A 16446-nucleotide genomic window follows, 5' to 3' on the forward strand; every position below is an offset into this window, starting at 1 on the left:
GCCTAGCGACTCGAAGCCGGAGCACCCCGCAGGAGTCCTGCGAGTGCGTCGATGTGCGGCGCATCGGTACCGCAGCAGCCGCCGAACACTCGCGCGTTCGGGGCGAGATCCCGCAGGGCGAGCACCCCGGCGGCGAAGTCCCCCGGCTCGTCGCCGGCCCCGTCGTCGCCGTCGCGCGCGGCGTTCAGCCGGAACCCGGTGATCCGGCTCAGGGCGGCGGAGCCGTCGCCCAGGCCCGCGGCGACCTCCGACGGGTGCGCGCAGTTGACGAGGTAGGCCTCGATGCCGCCGCCGGTGGCCGCATCGCTCACCGCGATCGCCTCCGCGATCGAGGATCCGTCGGCCAGCCGTCCGTCGGCCCCGACCGTGAACGACACGTACGCGGGCACCCGGAGCGCCATCGCCGCGCGGGCCACCCCGATGCCCTCCGCCGCGTCGAGCGCCGTCACCGCGGTGATCCGATCCGCACCGGCCGCCGCGAGCGCGGCGATCTGCGGCGCGTGATAGCTCTGGGCCTCTTCCGCGGTCATCCGCTGCTCGGCCTCGAACTCGTCGTATCGCGGGCCGACGCAACCGTTCACGACCACCTCCGCATCGGGAGCGAGCTCGTCGGCGACTTCGCGCACGAACGCCGCCGCGTCCTCGTTGATCCGCTCGAGGTGCGCGTCGTCGGCACCGAGCAGCGCGCCCCAGTCGGGGTTCGCGCGCCAGGTCGGAGTGTCGAGCACGATCGGGAGGCCCGCGGCATCGGCGAGATCAACGAAGGGCGCGTAGTACTCGCGCAGCGCCCGGCGCCCCTCGGCGCTGTCGAGCAGCACGAACGCGGCGAACTCGGGCAGGTCCTGCCCCAGGCGGTCGACGAGCGCGGTCTCGATGCCGCCGTCGGTGATCCACTGCTGGGTGTCGTGCATTCCGGTGCTCCCTCGCTGCCGTCGATCCGGTTCGCCTCCATCCTCACACGACGCCGCCGGTCGCGGGACGCCCGCGCGGCGCGCATCGCGTTCCGGAGCGACCGCGACGCGTCAGCCGAGACCCGAAACCAGGTTGATGACGGTCGCGAGGATCCCCGCGCCGAAGAGGTAGGCGAGCGTCGTCTGGGCGATCACGATGCGGCGGATCTCGTTGCGCGTCACGTTCGTATCGGCGACCTGGTAGGTCATGCCCAGTCCGATGGAGAAGTAGGCGAAGTCGGTGTACTCCGGCGGTTCCTGCTGGTTGAAGTCGATGCCCCGCTTGATCTCGCCGTCGCCGCGATCCTCGTAGTAGCTGCGGGCGAAGTGCAGCAGGTAGTTGATCTGGATCAGCGCCCACGACGCCACGATGCTGACCACGGCGATGCCCGCGAGCCAGTAGGTCGCCGCTCCGCTCGCGTGACGCGCCTGGATCATCACGATCACGACGGCGGCCAGGCTCACCACGCTGCCCGCGATGGCGATGAGGCGCGCGATCCGCCGGCTCGGATCCTCCGCGGTCGCGTGAGCCCGCGTCGCGTCGGCGTCCATGGGCCATACCTGCAGCAGCACCCAGATCGTGCTCACGCAGGCGAGCGCGCCCCAGCCCGCGAGCAGCCCCGCGGCGAGACCGAGCGCCGGTCCCGCGATCGCTCCCGCGGCGATCCCCAGCAGGACCGCGATCCCCCACCGCAGCCGCAGCTGCGCCCGATCCGAGAGTCCGCTCATGCCGCGATCCTAGTGCGGCCGAAACCGCCCTTCGCGTCGCCTCGCAACCAGCAAATTTTCCGTCGAGCAGAAATACGCCGAATCTTCACCCCAGAAATGGCCGATTCGGGCGCCCGGGCTCGGTCATTGTGGAATCAATCACCGAAGATCCACGTCAAGGAGTCATCATGACCGCGTTCCAGAACGACATCGAAGCCGCACGAGGCCTGAAGGACCAGAACGGCTCCGGCTGGGATGCGATCAACCCCGAGCACGTGGCCCGCATGCGCGCGCAGAACCGGTTCCGGACCGGCCTCGAGATCGCCCAGTACACCGCCGACATCATGCGCCGCGACATGGCCGAGTACGACGACGACTCCTCGGTCTACACCCAGTCGCTCGGCGTCTGGCACGGCTTCGTCGGCCAGCAGAAGCTGATCTCGATCAAGAAGCACCTGAAGACCACCAACAAGCGCTACCTGTACCTCTCGGGCTGGATGGTCGCCGCGCTCCGCTCCGAGTTCGGCCCGCTGCCCGACCAGTCGATGCACGAGAAGACCGCGGTGCCCGCGCTCATCGAGGAGCTCTACACCTTCCTCCGCCAGGCCGACGCCCGCGAACTCGACCTGCTCTTCACCCAGCTCGACGACGCCCGCGCCGCCGGCGACGAGACCGCGGTCGAGTTCCTGCAGTCGCAGATCGACAACTACGAGACGCACGTCGTGCCGATCATCGCCGACATCGACGCCGGCTTCGGCAACCCCGAGGCGACCTACCTGCTCGCGAAGAAGATGATCGAGGCGGGCGCCTGCGCGATCCAGATCGAGAACCAGGTCTCGGACGAGAAGCAGTGCGGCCACCAGGACGGCAAGGTCACCGTGCCGCACGAGGACTTCATCGCGAAGATCAACGCGGTCCGCTACGCGTTCCTCGAGCTCGGCATCGACAACGGCGTGATCGTCGCGCGCACCGACTCGCTCGGCGCCGGCCTCACCCAGAAGCTCGCCGTCACCAGCACCCCCGGCGACCTCGGCGACCAGTACAACTCCTTCCTCGACGTCGAGGAGATCTCCGAGGCCGAGCTCGGCAACGGCGACGTGGTGATCAAGCGCGACGGCAAGCTGCTGCGCCCGAAGCGCCTCGCATCGAACCTCTACCAGTTCCGCACGGGCACCGGCGAGGACCGCGTCGTGCTCGACTGCATCACCTCGCTGCAGAACGGCGCGGACCTGCTGTGGATCGAGACCGAGAAGCCGCACGTCGAGCAGATCGCCAGCATGGTGGATCGCATCCGCGAGGTCATCCCGAACGCGAAGCTCGTCTACAACAACAGCCCGTCGTTCAACTGGACCCTCAACTTCCGCCAGCAGGCCTTCGACCAGCTCGTCGAGCAGGGCCAGGACGTGTCGGCGTACGACCGCGACAAGCTGATGAGCGTCGAGTACGACGAGACCGAGCTCGCCCGCATCGCCGACGAGAAGATCCGCACCTTCCAGCGCGACGGTTCGGCACGTGCCGGCATCTTCCACCACCTCATCACCCTGCCGACCTACCACACGGCGGCGCTGTCGACCGACAACCTCGCGAAGGGCTACTTCGGCGACGAGGGCATGCTGACCTACGTGCGCGACGTGCAGCGCCAGGAGATCCGCCAGGGCATCGCCACCGTCAAGCACCAGAACATGGCCGGCAGCGACATCGGCGACAACCACAAGGAGTACTTCGCCGGCGACGCGGCCCTCAAGGCCGGCGGCAAGGACAACACGATGAACCAGTTCTGATCCGAGGATCAAACACGGGGAGGGCCCCGGCTTCGGCCGGGGCCCTCCCCGTGTTTCCGGGGTCCCGGCCGATCCGACTGGTGGAACGGTCCCGCGCGGAGCGGCTAGCGCAGCACGCCGAGGTCGCGCGCAGCCGCGACGGCGGCGGTGCGCGACGAGACGCCGAGCTTGGAGAAGATGTGTACCAGGTGCGACTTCACCGTGGCGTCGGAGATGTGCAATCTGGCCGCGATCGCGCTGTTGCTCTCGCCATCGGCGACGAGGCGCAGCACCTCGGTCTCTCGCGCGCTGAGGCTCGCCTGCGGGGTGCGGATCCGCGCGAGCAGGCGCCCGGCGATGGCCGGCGCGAGCGCGCTCTCCCCCGCCGCCGCCGCGCGGATCGCGGCGATCAGCTCCGCCGGCGGAGCATCCTTCAGCAGGTAGCCGCTGGCACCCGCTTCGACGGCGCCGAGGATGTCTCCGTCGGTGTCGTAGTTGGTGAGCACCAGCACGGCCGGAGCGCCCGCGAGCGCGCGGATCCTGCGGGTCGCGTCGGCGCCCGTCTGGTCCTGCCCGAACTGGAGGTCCATGAGCACGACATCGGGCCGGTCGGCTGCGGCGAGCGCGACGGCCTCGTCCGGCGTCGCGGCCTCCCCGACGATCTCGAGCTCGGGGTCGCCCTCGAGGAGGGCTCGGATGCCGGCGCGCACCACGGGGTGGTCGTCGGCGAGCACGATCCGGATCATGCGTCTCCCTTCTCGAGGGTCACGGACAGCAGGGTGCCTCGTCCGGGTTCGGATTCGACGACGAGGGTGCCGCCGAGCTGGCGGGCGCGCTCGGCGATGGCGCGCAGTCCGAAGCTGTCCGCCGAGCCACCGCCGGCTGCGACGTGCTCGGGGTCGAAGCCGACGCCGTCGTCGTGCACGGAGAGCGTGACCCGGCCGTCGATCGCCTCGACCAGGATCTGGGCCCGGCCGGCGGCGGCGTGGCGTACGACGTTCGACACGGCGCCCTGCGCGATCCGCAGCAGGGCGGTCTGCGTGCTCATGGGCAGGTGCAGTTCGTCGGGCGTCTCGACCGAGATCACGAGGCCGGAGCGGCGACTCTGATCCTCGGCGAGGCGGCGGAGCGCGGCGGCGAAGCCGTCGTCGAGCGACGGGGGTGCGAGCTCCCGGATGAACCGCCGGGTCTCGGCGAGGCTGTCCGCCGCGGTCTCCCGGGCCAGGCGCACATGCCGGGCTCCCGGGCCGTCCGGGTCGTCCCGTTCGGCGGCGTGCAGCAGCATCTGGATGCTGGAGAGTCCCTGCGCGACGGTGTCGTGGATCTCTCGTGCGAGGCGGGAGCGTTCGGCGAGCGCCCCCTGTTCACGTTCCGTCGCCGCGAGCCGCTCACGGGTGCGCAGCAGTTCGTCGACCAGTTCCTGTCGTTCGGCGGCTTCGCGGGCCAGCGCCCGGTAGCCGAGCCCGATGAGGATCGCGGCGCCGGCGCCGACGAGCGGGCCGATGACCCCGCCGATGCTGAAGCCGAGGTGCAGGCCGAGTGCGAGGATCGCGATCGCGGTCGAGGCGATGACGGCGATGATGCCGCCTGCGCCAGGCAGCACGTGCAGATAGAGGAAGAAGAGCGGGAACACGAGGTAGGCGCCCTCGGGCGCGAGCCAGACGAGCACCGCCCACAGCAGGGTGAGCGCGGCGACCCAGAGCGTCGCGGGTACCCGCTTCCTGGGGAGCAGCACGCCGCCCGCGTAGACCGCGACGAAGAGGATCGCGATGAGCAGCGCCCAGGGCGCGCTCGAGCGCTCGGTGACGAACCCGGGCACGACGGCGAACGCCGCGAGCCCCACGAGCAGCACGTGCAGGCCGACGCGGAGCCCGACGAACACCGGGGTGAGAGTCGCGTGGGCCATGGATCTCCAGCGTAGGCGCGGGGCCGCGAAGACGCATCCTCCGAAAGTTGGAGCGTGGGCCATCCTTTCGACTCGGGAAGACCGACCGAAGCGGCGATGACGCGAGGGCGCCGCGCGAGGAGCCTGGAATGGTGCTGCTCGCCTCGAGCGGCCGGAAGGAAGCCACTCGTGTTCGTCGCCTGGAGAGATCTGCGGTTCGCCCGCGGACGATTCCTGCTCATCGGGGCCGTCGTCGCCCTCATCACCCTCCTCGTCGGGTTCCTCGCCGGGCTGACCGGCGGGCTCGCGTCGCAGAACGTCTCGGCGGTGCTGGGGTTGCCCGGCGATCGGCTGGTGCTGCAGGATCCCTCCTCGGGGTCGCCGTCGTTCGGCACCTCGGAGATCGACGCGAAGGCCGTGCAGGAGTGGCGCGACGCCCCCGGCGTCTCGTCGGTGCTGCCGGTCGGGATCGCGCAGGGCCGGGCGCAGCTCGGTGGGGCGGGCGTCGATTCGTCCGGCTCTGCGAGTTCGTCGGCGACTTCGAGCGGATCTCCGGTCGGAGTCGCGCTCTTCGGGTTCCCCGCGCCGTCGTCCGGCGGGTCCGGCGGGTCCGGCGGGTCCACCGACCTGACTCGGCTCGCGCCCGTGAAGGACGACGAGGTCGGCCTGTCGGCGGGCGCTGCGAAGGACCTCGGAGCCTCGGCCGGTGACCGGATCTCGATCGCCGGTTCCGAGTACCGCGTCGCGAAGGTCGGCGGGGATGCCTGGTACAGCCACACCCCGGTCGTGGCGATGACCCCGGCCTCCTGGCAAGCCGCATCGCAGCGCATGGGCGGGTCCGGCGGAGACGCGGTGACCGTGCTCGCGGTGTCCGGATCTCCCGATTGGGATGCCGTCGCGTCGTCGACGAGGACCGTCGCCCAACCGACGCTCGCGAGCCTCGGCGCGCTCGAGACCTTCAAGTCGGAGATCGGCTCCCTCGGCCTCATGATCGCCATGCTCTTCGGTATCTCGGCGCTCGTGGTCGGCGCGTTCTTCACCGTCTGGACCATGCAGCGTGCCGGAGACATCGCGGTGCTGAAGGCGCTCGGCGCCACCACCGGATCGCTCGTGCGCGATGCGCTCGGCCAGGCGCTCGTGGTGCTCGTGCTCGGCATCGGCGTCGGTCTCGCCCTCGTCGTCGGGCTCGGCACCCTGGCGGGCGGCGCTCTGCCGTTCCTGCTCAGCCCGCTCACCACGGCGCTCCCCGCCGTGATCATGGCGGTGCTCGGTCTCGCCGGCGCCGCGTTCGCCCTCCGTTCCGTTACTTCAGCCGACCCCCTCACCGCACTCGGGAGCCACCGATGATCCAGCTCGACAACGTCACCCTCACCTTCCCCGACGGCGACGACCGCATCACGGCGGTCGACCGCGTCTCGCTCACGGCCCGATCGGGCTCCGTGGTCGGGATCACGGGCCCGTCCGGCTCGGGCAAGTCGAGCCTGCTCGCCGTCGCCGCTACGCTGATCCGGCCCGATTCCGGGCGCGTGCTGATCGGCGACGGCGCGGACGCGATCGACGCCGCAGCGCTCTCCCCCGCCGAAGCGACCTCGTTGCGCCGCGAGCGCATCGGGATCGTGTTCCAGCAGTCGAACCTGCTGCCGTCGCTGACCGCACGGGAGCAGCTGTTCGCGATGGCGGAACTGGGCGGGGGCCGGGCCACCCGCTCCGCACGGCGTACTGCGATCCGCGCTCGGGCGGACGAGCTCCTCGATGCGGTCGGGCTCGCCGCCCATGCGGACAAGCGTCCCCATCAGCTCTCGGGCGGACAACGGCAGCGTGTCGCGATCGCCCGGGGTCTGGTGCACGACCCGGAGGTACTGCTGGTCGATGAGCCGACGAGCGCGCTCGACCAGGAACGCGGTGCCGAGATCATGGCCCTCATCTCCCGTCTCGCGCACGAACGCGGCACGGCGACGCTGCTGGTCACCCACGATCTCGTGCACGCCGGCGCCCTCGACGAGCTCGTGACCGTGGTCGACGGCCGCATCGAAGCTCGAGAGTCGATCTCGGAGCGGGCGCTCGCGGCATAGCCCAAGGGCCGACCGGGGCCAGGGCCGGGCCCGGGGCTCCGTCGAGCGGACCTCTGTCGGTCCCGGCCAGCACCTGACCGGGGCCGGCTTGGCTCGGCTCGGCTTGGCTTGGGCCGAGCCGGGCCGAGCCGGGCCGAGCCGGGCCGGACCGGGCCGGGCCGGACCGGGCCGGACCGGGCCGGGCTAGCACCTGGATCGGCTTTGGAATCGACTCTCGGCACCGTTCCCCTCGATGCTTCGGCGCGGTGCAGCTCTCGCATCTGCGCTCCCATCAGCATTCCGCGAAGAGCCTCGCCAGATGCGGGGCGACCGGGACCGGAGCGCGGCCGAGGAACTCGCACAGTCTCCGCCGTGTCGCGTCCAACCGCTCCGGCCGAAAGTCTTCCTTGTGCAGACGCAGGATCCGGTAGCCGGCCTCCCGCGCCCGTTCGAGCCGCCGAAGGTCCTTCAGGTACTGGGCGCGATCCGTTCGATGCTGCTCGCCGTCGTACTCGATGATGAGCTTTCGTATCCGGTCGACAAGGTCGAATCGCCCGATCCAGTACCCCTCGTGGTCACAGACGTCGACCTGCAGCTCGAGGTCGTCGAGCCCCATTCTGGCCAGCTCGATCCGCACGAGAGTCTCATACCTCGACTCCGCGCCTTCTCGCGCGACCTCGGCCGCCGCGCGAAGTCGAACGATGCCCCGGTCTCGTCTCTTCCGTAGCGTTTCGATGAGATCCCGCGCTGACACCATTGCGCTCGCTTCGCCTTCCCTACCGCGCGAGAGAAGCAACGCGTCGATGGCCACCACCAGCTCGCGGAAGGTGAGCAATGCGGCTGATTGGAAAAGCGCAGTCAGCGGTGACACGCACCGGAGACCCTTCACGTCGTGGAGGGCAAGTGGTGCTGAAGCCCGATGGCCGAAAACGTGCGGTCGTCGGACTTGTCCGTATGGAAGCGGCGCGACGACGTGAACCGCCAATGGCGCCCGGATCGGGACCCCGTAGATGAGCAGCGCACAAGTGTGGCTGAAACCCTCACCCGCGCGCAGCAGCGGTGCATACTCGGCAGCCAGAGCACGCATGCGCGCCGTATCGGTCCGCATTTGAATTCCGTCTTGACCCGACGTAGCTGAATTGGGGTGGAGCACTCTGGCGATGCCCCGATGCGAACGCGTGAATCTGGGATGTTGCGTTACGCCCCTGCTGAGACACCCCGCGCCATGGCGCCCGACGGAGAGTGGACGGCCTCTCAGCTCAGGTGGGATCCGGGTCAGTGATCTGGTCATGCGTACGAGCCTGGCCCCGCGTCAGGGCGGTCGTAGCGGATTCCACAGTCGTTGGCGCCAAAGAGGGCGGTGAGTGCTCTAAACGCCCCGTGTGAGGGATCTCCGATGGAGCCGACGACCTCCGAGAACCAGGTCGAGTGAACGCTTGTACATGAAATGAGGAGTCTTTTCATGTACAAGCGTTCACTCGACTCTTGGGGCGGCGGGACCACGCCGGGTGGGTGAAGCGCGCGCGAGCGGGCGCGCGGGCGCGAGCGGGCGCGAGCGCGCAGCGCGCGGGCGCGCAGCGCGCGGGCGCGAGCGGGCGCACGGGCGCACGCGCGCGCAACGGGCGCGCGAGCACCGCTCAGCGCCGCTCGTTGCCCCGCCGGTAGTTGCCCGTCGCCTTCGCGAGCAGCAGCTGGTCCTGCACCGGGTCGACGCCCAAGCGGGCCGCGAGGCGCTCCCCCGCGGCCCCTCCGAGCACCGTCACCACGCGCCCGCCGCGCGTGATCCTGACCTCGCCCGACTTCGTCACGCGATAGTCGAACGGGTCGTCGGCGAGCCCGCGCGGCAGCTCGCCGCGCGGACCCGCCTCACCGGAATCCGAACTCACCGGAATCCGAACTCACCGAGCACCGAACCCACGCACGATCCCAAAACCGAACCCGAGCACCGACCCACACCTGAACCCACGCACGACCTCACTCGCCCGCGCCGGACCCTGCCTCGAACGCGCCGAACGCCTCATCGAACGCCTCGGGCGGCGGGCACGCGCACACGAGATTGCGGTCGCCGTGCGCGTTGTCGATGCGGCGCACGGGCGGCCAGTACTTGCGGCGCACGATCCCGGGCACGGGGTACGCGGCGAGCTCGCGCCCGTACGGGTGCGCCCACGCGTCGGCGATCACGGAACGGGCCGTGTGCGGCGCCCCGCGCAGCGGGTTGTCCTCGGCGGGCCACTCCCCGCGCCCGACGGCGTCGGCCTCGGCGCGGATCGCGATCATCGCTTCGACGAATCGGTCGAGCTCGGCGAGATCCTCGCTCTCGGTCGGTTCGACCATGAGCGTGCCCGCGACGGGGAACGACATGGTCGGCGCGTGGAAGCCGTAGTCGATGAGGCGCTTGGCCACGTCGTCGACGGTCACGCCGGTCTCGTCCTTCAGGGGGCGCAGGTCGAGGATGCACTCGTGCGCGACGAGCCCGTCGGGGCCCGAGTACAGCACGGGGTAGTGCTCGCGCAGCCGAGACGCGACGTAGTTCGCCGCGAGCACCGCGGAGGCGGTGGCCTCGGCGAGCCCGTCGGCGCCCATCATGCGCACGTAGGCCCACGAGATCGGGAGGATCCCGGCGCTGCCGTAGGGGGCTGCCGAGATCGGTCCGCCGCCGTGGGCGATGCCGCCTTCGGGGTCGCCGAGCAGTGCGTGCTCGGTCGACTGCGCGAGCGGGTGCCCCGGCAGGAACGGCGCGAGGTGCGCCTTCGCCGCGACCGGCCCGACGCCGGGCCCGCCGCCGCCGTGCGGGATGCAGAACGTCTTGTGCAGGTTCAGGTGCGAGACGTCGCCGCCGAATTCGCCGAAGCGGGCGGCGCCCACGAGCGCGTTGAGGTTGGCGCCGTCGATGTAGACCTGGCCGCCCGCGGTGTGCACGGCGTCGCAGATCTCGGTGACGGCCCGCTCGTAGACGCCGTGCGTCGACGGGTAGGTGATCATGAGGGCCGCGAGGCGTTCGGCGTGCGCCTCGATCTTCGCGCGCAGGTCGTCGAGATCGACATCGCCGTGCTCGTCGCACGCGACCACCACGACGCGCATGCCGGCGAGCACTGCCGAGGCCGCGTTCGTGCCGTGCGCGCTCGACGGGATCAGGCAGACGTCGCGCTCGGTGTCGCCGTTCGCGCGGTGGTAGCCGCGGATCGCGAGCAGGCCGGCGAGCTCGCCCTGGCTTCCCGCGTTGGGCTGCAGCGAGACCGTGTCGTAGCCGGTCGCCTCGGCGAGCCAGGACTCGAGCTGGCGCACCAGCTCGAGCGTCCCCGCGACGTCCTCGGCGGGCGCGAACGGGTGCAGCTCCTGGAACTCCGACCAGCTCACGGCGGCCATCTCGGTCGCCGCGTTGAGCTTCATCGTGCAGGATCCGAGCGGGATCATGCCGCGGTCGAGCGCGTAGTCGCGGTCGGCGAGCTCGGCCAGGTACCGCATCATCGAGGTCTCGGATCGGTGCGCGTGGAACACCGCGTGCGTCAGGTACTCGCTCGTGCGGCGCAGTCCCTCGGGCAGAGCATCGCCGTCGACCGCGAATGCGTACGCGAACGAACCGCCGACGAACGCACCCACGACCTCGACCAGGTCTTCGCCGGTCGTCGTCTCGTCGACCGCGATCTGCACCGTATTCGCGTCCACGCTCCAGAGCAGGATCCCCGCCTCGTGCGCACGCGCCACGACCTCGGCCGCGGGATCGCCATCGCCGGTCACCCGCACGCGGATCGTGTCGAAGAAGTGCTCGTGCACGATCTCGAAGCCGCGCTCGGCGAGCAGCCCGGCGAGGGCCCGCGCGTTCCCGGCGACCTCGGTCGCGATCCGGCGGATCCCCTCGGGCCCGTGGTAGACGGCGTACATCGACGCCATGACCGCAAGCAGCACTTGCGCGGTGCAGATGTTCGAGGTCGCCTTCTCGCGACGGATGTGTTGCTCGCGCGTCTGCAGGCTCAGCCGGTAGGCCGGCGCGCCCTCGGCGTCGACGCTCACGCCGACGAGACGGCCCGGCATCTGGCGTTCGAGGCCCGAGCGCACGGCGAGGTAACCGGCGTGCGGGCCGCCGAAGCCGAGCGGCACGCCGAAGCGCTGAGTCGTCCCCACGGCGATGTCGGCACCGAGCTCGCCCGGGCTCGTGAGCAGCGCGAGCGCGAGCGGATCCGCCGCGACGACGCCGAGACCGCCCGCGTCGCGCACGGCGGCGAGGATCCGCGAGGGATCCCACACTCGGCCCGACGCCCCGGGGTACTGCACGATGACGCCGAACGCCTCCGGCAGCGAGGCGGGATCCGCATCGGCGAGCTCGATCTCGCGCACCTCGATGCCGAGGGGCTCGGCCCGGTGATGCACGAGTGCCCGGGTCTGCGGCAGGACGTCGGCGTCGAGCAGGAACACCTGCGACGACGCCCGCGAGGCGCGCCGCGCGAGCAGCATCGCCTCGACCACGGCGGTGCCCTCGTCGAGCATCGATGCGTTCGCGGTCGCGAGCCCGGTCAGGTCGGCGACCATGGTCTGGAAGTTGATGAGCGCTTCGAGCCGGCCCTGCGAGATCTCGGGCTGGTAGGGCGTATAGGCCGTGTACCAGCGCGGGTTCTCGAGCACGTTGCGCGCGATCACCGAGGGCGTGCGGGTGCCGAAGTAGCCGAGGCCGATCATGGATCGGCGCACGGTGTTGCGCGAGGCGAGCTCGCGCAGTTCGGCGAGCGCCTCGGCCTCGGTGGCGGCCGCGGGGATCGCGCTCGGCGCATCGGCGTCCGCCGCAGCGTCGATCAGGATCGTCTCGGGGATCGCGGCGCGCATGAGCGTACCCAGGCTGTCGACCCCGTCGACGCCGAGCTGCGCGAACATGCGCTCCCGGTCGGCTGCGCGGGTGCCGATGTGGCGCGATGAGAACTGTTCGGGCACCGCGCGCCTCAGCCGTCGATCTCGGCGGCGTACGCGTCGGCGTCGAGCAGGTCTTCGGGCAGTGCGTCGAAACGCACGCGCACGAGCCAGGCCTCGCCGAAGGGATCCTGGTTGACGAGCTCGGGCGCATCGACGACCGCGTCGTTCGCCTCGACGACCTCGCCGTCGAAGGGTGCGAAGAGCTCACCGACCGACTTGGTCGACTCGATCTCGCCGATCACGGATCCGCGGCTCACTCGGGTGCCGGCGGCGGGCAGCTCGACGAACACGACGTCGCCCAGCTGGTCGGCCGCGTGCGAGGTGATGCCGACGGTGGCGACGTCGCCGTCGAGGCGGATCCACTCGTGCTCGCGGGTGTACTTCAGCTCTGCGGGAAGGCTCATGTCAGGCCTGCTTTCGGGTGTAGAACGGGAGGGGGGTCACGGTGGCGGGGAGCACGCGCCCCCGCACGTCGATGCCGAGCGCGGTGCCGGCCTCGGAGTATTCGGGATCGACGAAGGCCATCGCGATCGGGTGGCCGAGCGTGGGCGACAGCACCCCGCTCGTCACGATCCCGATCGGTCCGGCGCCGTCTGCGCCCGGTTCGACGCCGTCGGCGTAGATCTCGGCACCGGCGCGCGCAGCGCGGCGGCCCTCGGCGGTGAGCCCGACGAGCACGCGCGCCGAGGCGGCATCGAAGGCTTCGACGGCCGCGCGCCCGACGAAGTCGTCGGGCTTGCTCAGCGCGACGACGCGGCCGAGTCCGGCCTGCGCGGGCAGGATCTCGGGCGAGAGCTCGTGCCCGTGCAGCGGCATACCGGCTTCGAGGCGCAGCGTGTCGCGCGCCGCGAGCCCCGCCTGCACCAGTCCGAAGGGTTCGCCGGCCTCGAGCACGGTGTACCAGAGGTCGAGCGCGTCGATCGCGGGGATCAGGATCTCGAAGCCGTCCTCGCCCGTGTAGCCGGTGCGCGCGATGAGCACGGGCGCCACGTCGAACGCTCCCGGAACGCCGAAGGTGCCGCCGAGGCTCGCGTAGTAGCCGAGCTCGGAGAGCGGTGCGTCGGGGACCAGGGTGTCGACCGCTTCGAGGATCTTCTGCGCTTCGGGCCCCTGCACGGCGATCAGCGCGTAGGTGTCGGAGACGTCCTCGACCGTACGGTCCCCCGAGCCCGCCTCCGCGGCGGCCGCGAACGCAGCGGCGACGGCGTCGCGGTTGCCCGCATTGGCGATGATGAGGAAGGTGCTCTCCGCCGTGCGGTAGACGATGAGGTCGTCGACCACGCCGCCGCGCTCGTTGAGCAGCAGCGAGTACTTGGCCTTGCCGACGCGCATGGTCGAGATGAGGCCGGCGAGCACGCCGTCGAGGAACGCGCCGGCGTCGGGTCCCTCGACGAGGAACTCCGACATGTGCGAGATGTCGAAGAGGCCGGCGGCACGGCGCACGGCGTGGTGCTCGTCGAGGTCGCTCGTGTAGCGGACGGGCATCTGCCAGCCGCCGAAGTCGGTGAAGACGGCTCCGGCGGATTCGTGGGCGGGGAAGAGCGGGGTACGGCGTTCGGTCACGACGAGTTCTCCGGTCCATTCGGACGCCCGAGCACCGTGCTCGGGCGAGAACTCCCCCTCTGTCATTGGCCTGAGAGCTTCGCGCGGCGTCGCGCTTTCACCGTCGGCGGGGACATCGGTGTCCCGCTTTTCAGAGTGGCCTCGCCTGCGCGGTACTGGACCTGAGAGATTGGCGGGGAAGCTTGCTCCTTCGGTGCCGCTCGACGGTTGTTCGAGCGGCTCTCCCGCGCTGGTGAATGGGCCGGATATTCGGTTGCTGCGGCCAGCCTAGCCGGTCTCCGGCCCCGTTCGCACCCCTCGGGTCTCGGCGATCCGGGGCGGATCGGTCCGGTAGTCGCCGAGGCGCGCCCAGTCGAGCCGGATCCGCACGACCGCGATATCGGCGCGCTGCAGCGAGTCTGCGAATTCGGGGAACGCGGCGGCGTACGCGTCCGCCGCCGCGGCGCGATCCGCTCCGCCCGTCACGACGGCGGTGCCCTCGCACTGCAGCGACGCACCGTCGGCGCCGCCGATCACGACCGCGACGCGGGAGTCGCGTGCGAGGTTGGCGATCTTGCGCGACGCCGTGCGCGCGTCGAAGACGAGATCTCCCGCGTCGGTCGCCGCGAACGGCAGGTACGCGGCCTGCGGCGCCCCGTCGGGACCGAGCGTCGAGACGACGCCGTCGCCGTGCGCGCGAACGAATGCGACGAGCTCGGCGATCCCGAGCGATCCGGTGACTCGTTCCGCACTCATCCCGTCGCCGCCGTTCCGGCGTCGGGCTTCCCGGTCCAGCGGAACGTCCCGAGGCCCCCGAGCGGCACGGCCCGCGCTCGATCGACGGTCCCGCCGGTCAGGAAGCCGCGCCGTCCGAGCGCGTCCAAGGCTGCGTTCCGATCCGCGAGCGCGCGCTCCCGATCTTCTTCCGGCATCGCCGCTGCGAGCTCCATCGCGTCGGGTCCGGCTTGCGCACCGGCTTCCGGCGGATCGGGATCCGCCGCGGCGTCCCCCTCGTCGGGTGCCCGGTGCCGTACGCGCAGCAGCACTGCGAACCCGACGATCGCGGCGACGATCAGCGCGGCCCGGACCGGCCAGAGCCAGCCGGCCAATCCCGCGAACTCGTCGCGCGCAGCCACGTTGGCCAGCCCGATCGTCGCGAAGCCTGCCATGACGAAGGAGAGCACGGCGTAGCCGAGCAGGGCCGGGTTCCAGCGCGCGCCGCGCACGAGCCAGACGATCGCCCCGACGAGCAGCACCGCCGCCGTGATCCCGAAGCACCAGCTCGAGATCGGGATGGCGGTCCCCGCGGCGACGGGAGGAACGCTGGTGAACAGCACCCCCGGCGCCTCCGCGTAGATCGCGACCCCCAGGATCGGCGCGACGCCGATGGCGCCGAAGAGGAGGAGGCCCGCGATGCAGGAGAGGGTTCCCCGACGCTCGTTCGCGCCCGGCCGGATCCGTTCGGCGAGCACCGCGCCCTGCGATCCGAGCGCGGCGACGATCTCCGGGTGCCGCTGCAGCGCGTAGGCCTCGAGCGTCTCGAGATCCGGGTCGACGGACAGCGACAGCTCCTCGGCCCATTCCTCCGCGGTCTCGTAGCTCAGGCTCATGATGCCGGTCAGGCTAGCAGCGGGATCAGCGGAGCGCAGCGGCGACGCGCTCGACGTCGCGACCGCCGTCCGCGTGGATCCGAGCCAGGACCTCGACCGGGTCGAGCCCGTCCGCTGCGGCGAGCGCCGCGAGGATTCCGCCCGCCCCCGCTCCCGCCGGAGCGCCTCCGGTTCCGGTGCCCGCGGCGCGACGCGCTTCCCGGTCGAGGCGTGCGCGCCAGTCGTCGCGCACCGCCTGCGGGATCCCGCCCGCGGCTTCCACGATCGTGCGCAGCGCCGCGACGAACGCGTCCGCGCCGGGCGGCCGGGGCCGCTGGGACCCGCGGAGGCGCTCCTCGGGCGAGAGCCGTGCGCGTCTGCGCCGCCACCGCGACGCGAGCAGCACCGTGAGCGGTGCGACCGTCGTGGCGCACAGGAGCCAGAGCCGGATCTGCTCCGGGGAGAACTCGGTCTCGCGCCAGTGCAGGCCGAAGGCCCGATAGAGGATCACGAGCACGAGCATCCCGGCACTCAGCCACGCGCAGACCTCGGCGACGTAGAGCGGATACCCCCGTCGCGGCGAGGGCAGCAGGTGCAGCAGCGCGGCCGTCGAGAGTGCGACGATCCCTGCGACCACCGCGATGGCCCAGGGGACGTCGGGCCTCGTCGTCGAAGAGTGCTTGATCGGCCCGAACGTGGCGGCGAGCGCGATCAGCGCGACCATCAGCGCGATGCAGAGCGCACCCCACAGGATCCGCGTGCCCCGACCGGGGCGTTCCGGTGGCGCGCCTCGGCCCTGCGCGGTGCGGCGCGCACCGGCGGCCGCGTCCGCCCTCGCTCGCCGGGCGATCGCGTGGGTCGCGGCCAGGCGCGGCGCCAGGGTTCTCCGCAGCTCGCGGTCGACGCTCACCGATCTCGCGGCGAGGATCCCGATCCGTTCGACGGCTTCGGCGGGGAGATCGCCGGGGAAGCCGGACGGTTCGGTCCGGTCACCGCGGCCCCGGCGGTCGGGTGTGCGCATGGTGTCACGCTACTGCACGGTGACGCCGAGCCGACGGT

General features: G+C 71.3%; 15 protein-coding genes and 2 riboswitches. Of the genes, 3 read left to right on the forward strand and 12 right to left on the reverse strand.

The annotated features are described in order from the left end of the window. Positions 1 to 2: 2 nt before the first annotated feature. Together ABD169_RS14435 and ABD169_RS14440 are read right to left on the reverse strand one after the other, a co-directional pair. Positions 3 to 911 (reverse strand): homocysteine S-methyltransferase family protein, encoded by a 909-nt coding sequence (locus tag ABD169_RS14435; RefSeq protein ID WP_344033343.1) that lies wholly within the window; start codon positions 909 to 911, stop codon positions 3 to 5. 111 nt (positions 912 to 1022) lie between these two features. Next, positions 1023 to 1679: a DUF1345 domain-containing protein gene (locus ABD169_RS14440; RefSeq protein ID WP_344033345.1), complete on the reverse strand. Its 657-nt coding sequence runs from the start codon at positions 1677 to 1679 to the stop codon at positions 1023 to 1025. Positions 1680 to 1846: 167 nt separating this feature from the next. Between ABD169_RS14440 and ABD169_RS14445 the strand changes: the two genes are divergently transcribed. Continuing rightward, on the forward strand, positions 1847 to 3439 hold the full coding sequence (locus ABD169_RS14445; RefSeq protein ID WP_344033347.1) for an isocitrate lyase: 1593 nt from the start codon (positions 1847 to 1849) through the stop codon (positions 3437 to 3439). Positions 3440 to 3543: 104 nt separating this feature from the next. Here the strand turns inward: ABD169_RS14445 and ABD169_RS14450 are convergent, their stop codons facing one another. Further along, positions 3544 to 4164 (reverse strand): response regulator, encoded by a 621-nt coding sequence (locus ABD169_RS14450; protein ID WP_046455715.1) that lies wholly within the window; start codon positions 4162 to 4164, stop codon positions 3544 to 3546. Next, complete coding sequence (locus ABD169_RS14455) at positions 4161 to 5324, reverse strand: sensor histidine kinase (RefSeq protein ID WP_344033350.1); 1164 nt, start codon at positions 5322 to 5324, stop codon at positions 4161 to 4163. The genes ABD169_RS14450 and ABD169_RS14455 overlap by 4 nt, the downstream gene beginning before the upstream one ends. Positions 5325 to 5492: 168 nt before the next feature. Here ABD169_RS14455 and ABD169_RS14460 point away from each other — a divergent pair, with 168 nt between their 5' ends. Further along, positions 5493 to 6650 carry an ABC transporter permease gene (locus ABD169_RS14460; protein ID WP_344033351.1) on the forward strand — a complete coding sequence of 386 codons (1158 nt, stop codon included), beginning with the start codon at positions 5493 to 5495 and terminating at the stop codon, positions 6648 to 6650. After that, positions 6647 to 7375, forward strand: a complete 729-nt coding sequence (locus tag ABD169_RS14465; protein ID WP_344033353.1) for an ABC transporter ATP-binding protein — start codon at positions 6647 to 6649, stop codon at positions 7373 to 7375. Before ABD169_RS14460 ends, ABD169_RS14465 begins: the two co-directional genes overlap by 4 nt. 271 nt (positions 7376 to 7646) lie before the next feature. Here ABD169_RS14465 and ABD169_RS14470 read toward each other — a convergent pair whose 3' ends face one another. The 8 genes from ABD169_RS14470 to ABD169_RS14505 form a co-directional block, all read right to left on the reverse strand. Beyond that, entirely contained in the window at positions 7647 to 8225 is a 579-nt protein-coding gene (locus ABD169_RS14470) for a DUF559 domain-containing protein (protein ID WP_344033355.1), read from the reverse strand. 766 nt (positions 8226 to 8991) lie between these two features. Then, complete coding sequence (locus ABD169_RS14475) at positions 8992 to 9240, reverse strand: hypothetical protein (protein WP_344033357.1); 249 nt, start codon at positions 9238 to 9240, stop codon at positions 8992 to 8994. An 88-nt stretch (positions 9241 to 9328) separates the two neighbouring features. Beyond that, complete coding sequence (gcvP, locus tag ABD169_RS14480) at positions 9329 to 12277, reverse strand: aminomethyl-transferring glycine dehydrogenase (RefSeq protein WP_344033358.1); 2949 nt, start codon at positions 12275 to 12277, stop codon at positions 9329 to 9331. Between the two features lie 8 nt (positions 12278 to 12285). After that, on the reverse strand, positions 12286 to 12660 hold the full coding sequence (gene gcvH, locus ABD169_RS14485; protein ID WP_344033360.1) for a glycine cleavage system protein GcvH: 375 nt from the start codon (positions 12658 to 12660) through the stop codon (positions 12286 to 12288). Position 12661: 1 nt separating this feature from the next. Next, a complete protein-coding gene (gene gcvT, locus ABD169_RS14490) occupies positions 12662 to 13819 on the reverse strand; it encodes a glycine cleavage system aminomethyltransferase GcvT (protein WP_344033361.1) in 1158 nt (385 codons plus the stop codon). Positions 13820 to 13868: 49 nt separating this feature from the next. Then, positions 13869 to 13959, reverse strand: a riboswitch (glycine riboswitch). Then, a riboswitch (glycine riboswitch) is annotated at positions 13960 to 14056 on the reverse strand. Positions 14057 to 14086: 30 nt separating this feature from the next. Next, positions 14087 to 14554, reverse strand: coding sequence for a pyridoxamine 5'-phosphate oxidase family protein (locus tag ABD169_RS14495; RefSeq protein WP_344033362.1), 468 nt, complete (start codon positions 14552 to 14554; stop codon positions 14087 to 14089). Then, the gene (locus ABD169_RS14500) at positions 14551 to 15408 is read right to left on the reverse strand and encodes a hypothetical protein (protein WP_344033363.1); all 858 of its coding nucleotides are present in this window, start codon (positions 15406 to 15408) and stop codon (positions 14551 to 14553) included. The genes ABD169_RS14495 and ABD169_RS14500 overlap by 4 nt, the downstream gene beginning before the upstream one ends. A 25-nt stretch (positions 15409 to 15433) precedes the next feature. Continuing rightward, entirely contained in the window at positions 15434 to 16408 is a 975-nt protein-coding gene (locus ABD169_RS14505) for a hypothetical protein (protein WP_344033364.1), read from the reverse strand. Positions 16409 to 16446: the final 38 nt, after the last annotated feature.

Source organism: Leucobacter iarius, assembly GCF_039530105.1.
Lineage (GTDB): Bacteria > Actinomycetota > Actinomycetes > Actinomycetales > Microbacteriaceae > Leucobacter > Leucobacter iarius.